Consider the following 4,614-nt stretch of genomic DNA (forward strand, 5'->3'; position numbering starts at 1 on the left):
ACAACATCATAAGGCGAGAAGCATCGATTGCGGCGGTAAGCTTTGATCGAGCCCCGTCTGACATTCGCTTCAAACCAGTGTGTGATTATATTGCTGTTCAGTTAATTGTGATGGCGGCTTCCAATCCGATATCTGGAACAGGTCGGCGCTTGTCAGAGTTAAGATCGGGAATTAGTAGTCTGTTTTTGGAGAGGCGTCCGAGGCCTACGACACCTCGGACGGTTAAGATATCAAAGACCCGATATCCAGTAGATCGCAATGCTGCTCCTCTTAAGTGAACAGCATTGTGGCTGATGCCGGGCATTTTTTTAACTTCCATACTCGTTTAAATAGACGACAGAGATAGGCTCACATTGGAGAGACGACATTCTTGATGACGTGTAAATGTATAGAAGTATACGAGGCGAAGAAACCAAGGCCTACTTACAGAGAAAATCTTCAAAATGCCGGGTGCGAGTTTGTGTTGATCAGCGATGATGGAAACCCACCCTCCTGGTATTCCAATCGGGTTTATCAGTGTCTTTGTTGCAGCCGATATTGGGAAGAAAGATTTGTTGAGGCTATGCATTATAGCGGCAATCACTGGATGCCAATGAAATCGAAATCGTGAAAGACCTACAGGGTCTTCCAGTTTATTTCAGTTTTCCGGGTCATAAAGGGTTTCTGATTTGCTCTGGAAATAATAGGTTCCTGTATCGGCGATTGATGCTTTGCAGGTGAGACAAAACGGGTGTGGAATGAAAGAGGTTGCCAAATAAATGAGAGCTGAACTAAGACAAAAGATCATCGAGATCTGTAACAAGAAAATCGCTGCAAAAGGAGAATCCGTTGGTGTCTCGTTCTATGCCTTTTTTGCCAATAAGAATGACGACCCGGAACTATTGATGGAAGCGGCCACGTGGTGGATCAAGCTGCACGAGCTGGATCACTTTGAAAAAGCTGTCAGGATAAGAGATATGGTGGAAAGTGGCGTATAAAAAAAGGGCCCATAAGGGCCCGGGAAAAACCATCAATGTCTGATCAGATCTGAAGTTTGATAGATCAACAATGATAAGGAAGAACTTATTTACTGCGCTTGAATTGGCGAACTCCCAGGAATCCCGCCAGCCCCATTCCAAACGCTGCTAAAGCGGCAGGTTCAGGGACGGCCTGCAGGCTGACGTTATCAATGAATCCACCAACGGAATTACTGTTGCCAAGGCCTGCGAATGACAGTGCCATCAGCTCACTAGGGGCTTCCAGCATCAGCGTGTATTCGGTCCAGTTGGCCATGTCCCGACGTTGCATATTGTCGATACTGATGATTTCGTTCATTGGATCGAACGAGGCGAAATCACCGTTAAAAACATCCCAGTAAACACCAATGCCGTTGTCATTGTTATCGTTATCGGTACGCGGCATATAGTAGAAACTGAGCTCGTAACGGGTGCCGGCTTTCAGGTTGAGACTCTGGGTCATGGCGCTATTGGCATAGGAATCCAGTTCAACATACTGATCACCGGACTGAGCTGACACGATCGTGTTACGCTGAACTTCAATGCTGTGGCCCATGGTGGTCTGCCAGCCAGGAATGCTGTCAAACACTGTCCAACTGTTGCCACTCAACTGGGTGTCCTCAAAATCACCGTTAAGAATCAAGTTGGCCTGTGCACTGCCTGCAACTGAAAGCGCCAAAAACATACCTGAAATAATGGATTTCATACTGCTCCAAACCCTGTTTAGGAATTTATAACTTTGGGAATCTCAGAACGAGAGCGTCAGCAATGTCCCGGTCATATTGGAAATTGTGAGCGCATGTTACCTTAGGGAGGGGGCACAATCTTAAAACAATTGTTAAATGCAGGATTGCCTAAGCCCTGGCATGTAGGGCCACAGTGGCACTGGAAGCAATGCCTGGCTCGTAAAAGAAATTACTGGCAGGAAAAGAAACATTAGACCCTAGGATAATTGGGAATCTATGGTAAATAGAAGTCTATGGTAAATGGCGGCCTGTGATAAATAGCAGCCTACGGTATACAAAGTGGAGCGACCGATGGATAAGTTAACCGGTTCTTGCCTGTGCGGCGGGATAAGATACGAAATAGATGGCAGTCTTGAAAGTTTTTACCTGTGTCACTGCCATCGCTGCCGAAAAGATACGGGGAGCGCCCATGCGGCCAATTTGTTTTCAACAACGGCAACTCTAAACTGGCTGATCGGGGAAGGGCAGATTACCACTTATACGATACCCTCGACCCGCCATAGTAGATCGTTCTGCAGGGTTTGCGGTTCTGCGGTTCCTGGTGCTCAAATGGACGGGAAGTTGCTGGTTGTTCCGGCGGGAAGCCTGGATAGTGAAGTGCCGATTAAACCTGATGCTCATCTCTTCATTTCCGAGAAAGCCAACTGGGATAGTCATCTTGAAGGGGGCCCCGCATTTGATACATTGCCTTCTTGAGCTGTGCCATATTGAACAGGGTGGTATAGGGAGCAGGCGTAACGAAAAACGGCCGCATGGTTTGCGGCCGTCGTGTTTAAAAAGTTCGTTTGAACGGCTGTTTCTGAACTAGGGAATGGCGAATCCGTCTTTGGAGATGATGACATCATCGTAGTCAATGGCGAAAGATTCCGTTCCCGCCTGAGACCAGCCAAACAGGCCGACTTTTTGAATGTAAAGGCTGTTACTGTAATGGCGGTTAAAGACGCCTTTGGCATCAACGTAGACTTTTCCGTCGATCTCCAGGTAGATAGCGCCGTCCGCGACTTCGTTTGCCGCTGTGGTACCTGAGTTGAACTTGAAGTACATCTTAAACTCGTGCCAGTCGTCTCCCCAGTCATCTGAAGAGAAGATCTCGTTCTGTGGCGTTTTAACCATTGCGGAGCCATAACTGCGGCCGACCAGTTTCGGAAGGGCACCTGAGAGCACGATAATGTTCTGGGTGTCGTTGGTGACCGTTGAACCATCGCCAAAGCCTATGGAGTAGAAGCTACCGTTATCAATGCCGGTATAGTCCAGACCGTAAGTGACGTTGGCATAACCGCCGCCGGATTTTTCGCCGAATATCTTCAGGAATTTCAGGCCGTGTTTAGCGTCTGGCATACGGGCTCTGAACTGCACGTATACTTCACTGATCTGTTCATCCAGTATTGTTTTATTGAACCAGATGTAGCTTTCGCCATCGGGGACCGGATACTGGCCAGCCGCATAGCCGTTACTGAAGTCCAGTTGACCGCCGAGTTGTGTTCCGATTGTCCAGTCGGAAGGTTGTTGCAAGTCGTCAAAGTCTTCGTGTTCCAGCACGATGGCTGAGGATGACATCTCTGCATTGCGGAGTACGATATTACTGAACTGACTGTCGGACTGGGGATTATCCCTGTCCTCGTCGTTGATAAATACCATGCGGCTAAATTCGCCAGTAAAATATTCGCCGACGGGGATGGTGATATGCTTCTTGCCGCTACCTGAGTAACGGTAGGCTCCGGTAACGCCCCAATTTTCAGTGCCGTAGACCTGGAAGATGTTGTTTGGGCTCAGTTCATTATCTGTATCAAACCCCAGACCATGGATCTCACCTTCGGTATCACTTTCAAAATCGAATTCCAGAACAGTGTCAGGAGTAATCGTGATGTTTTGATCGAACTTCAGCCAGCGGTTTCCATTCAAAGAGAGTTGATTACCTGTATCGCTAACCTGGGCGTCACCGGAGGTGTCTTCTCCACTGCCGTAACTGGTGAAAAAGTAGTTTCTGAGGTCCAGGCTCCCGGCTGTATCTCCGCCATCGTCACTTGAATCTGAATCGTCATCCGGTTCTGTACTATCGTCCTGATCTGAAGAGTCACCTTGAGAGGAGGTATCGGTCTGGTTGGTATCTGTGTCCCGATCAGACTGGCTTGAGTCACTGTTGTCAGATCCACCGCCGCAGGCTGTGAGCAGTGTTATCGTGGATACTAAAAGTAGTGATTTCAATCGGGAATTAAGAGAAAATTTCGGGTCCCCGGGGATCATTGGCATACTCCATCGCAACAAAGAAAGTGGCAGTTCATCAAACTCTCATTGAATCTTGAATAAGAGCCTGCTTTTTTACGCTAACTTTGAAAAGCTATCTGCACTGGTGTTGTGACGTGATAAACGTTTTCAGAGGCTTCTTATTAGTGGACTGCGAACCGTAAAATAGTCATGTATCTATATCAATAGGTGGTGGGGATTAGGTCTTTTTTTATATATAAGGAGATGGCTTTGAAAATCACGGAATCTGACCGATTATACATTCGGGAATTGTCTCAGGAAGATTTACTTCAACTAACGGAGATTCTCAGTGATCCGGAAGTCATGAAGCACTCTGTCGGTGGGGTGCATGATAAACTGGCGACAGCCCGTTTTATCGATTGGTGTATGAGTTGCTATAGCACACGGGGGTTTGGTCCCTGGGCATTAGATGACAAGGAGAGTGGTGAGCTTGTTGGGTTTTGTGGTATCTCGCCCGAGGTCATTGATAGCTTTGAGGAAATTAATCTAGGGAGGCTCTGAATAACTCCCCAAATCAGTCATAATACGGCCAACTTCACTCATCAGGAATACTATCCATGGATCAGATGACTTTCTCCGAAGCTGAATACCAGAATAAGAAGCGTAAG

At 47.4% G+C, this 4,614-nt stretch carries 5 protein-coding genes and 1 pseudogene; 4 read left to right on the top strand and 2 right to left on the bottom strand.

Annotated features, from left to right (window positions below):
* Positions 1-278: pseudogene (locus F566_RS36020) on the top strand (IS4 family transposase); the annotation flags it as partial.
* Between the two features lie 480 nt (positions 279-758).
* Positions 759-977, top strand: coding sequence for a DUF6500 family protein (locus tag F566_RS0100400; protein WP_020404997.1), 219 nt, complete (start codon positions 759-761; stop codon positions 975-977).
* An 85-nt stretch (positions 978-1,062) separates the two neighbouring features.
* On the opposite strand, the gene F566_RS31405 is transcribed toward F566_RS0100400, so the two are convergent.
* Complete coding sequence (locus F566_RS31405) at positions 1,063-1,701, bottom strand: DUF642 domain-containing protein (protein WP_020404998.1); 639 nt, start codon at positions 1,699-1,701, stop codon at positions 1,063-1,065.
* A 331-nt stretch (positions 1,702-2,032) separates the two neighbouring features.
* Here F566_RS31405 and F566_RS0100410 point away from each other — a divergent pair, with 331 nt between their 5' ends.
* Positions 2,033-2,437: a GFA family protein gene (locus F566_RS0100410; RefSeq protein ID WP_026179655.1), complete on the top strand. Its 405-nt coding sequence runs from the start codon at positions 2,033-2,035 to the stop codon at positions 2,435-2,437.
* 108 nt (positions 2,438-2,545) lie between these two features.
* Here the strand turns inward: F566_RS0100410 and F566_RS37115 are convergent, their stop codons facing one another.
* Positions 2,546-3,985: a hypothetical protein gene (locus F566_RS37115; protein ID WP_020405000.1), complete on the bottom strand. Its 1,440-nt coding sequence runs from the start codon at positions 3,983-3,985 to the stop codon at positions 2,546-2,548.
* 231 nt (positions 3,986-4,216) lie between these two features.
* Here F566_RS37115 and F566_RS31410 point away from each other — a divergent pair, with 231 nt between their 5' ends.
* Positions 4,217-4,507, top strand: coding sequence for a GNAT family N-acetyltransferase (locus F566_RS31410; protein ID WP_033415521.1), 291 nt, complete (start codon positions 4,217-4,219; stop codon positions 4,505-4,507).
* Positions 4,508-4,614: the final 107 nt, after the last annotated feature.

The sequence above is a fragment of the Hahella ganghwensis DSM 17046 genome, from assembly GCF_000376785.1.
In the GTDB taxonomy this organism is placed as follows: domain Bacteria; phylum Pseudomonadota; class Gammaproteobacteria; order Pseudomonadales; family Oleiphilaceae; genus Hahella; species Hahella ganghwensis.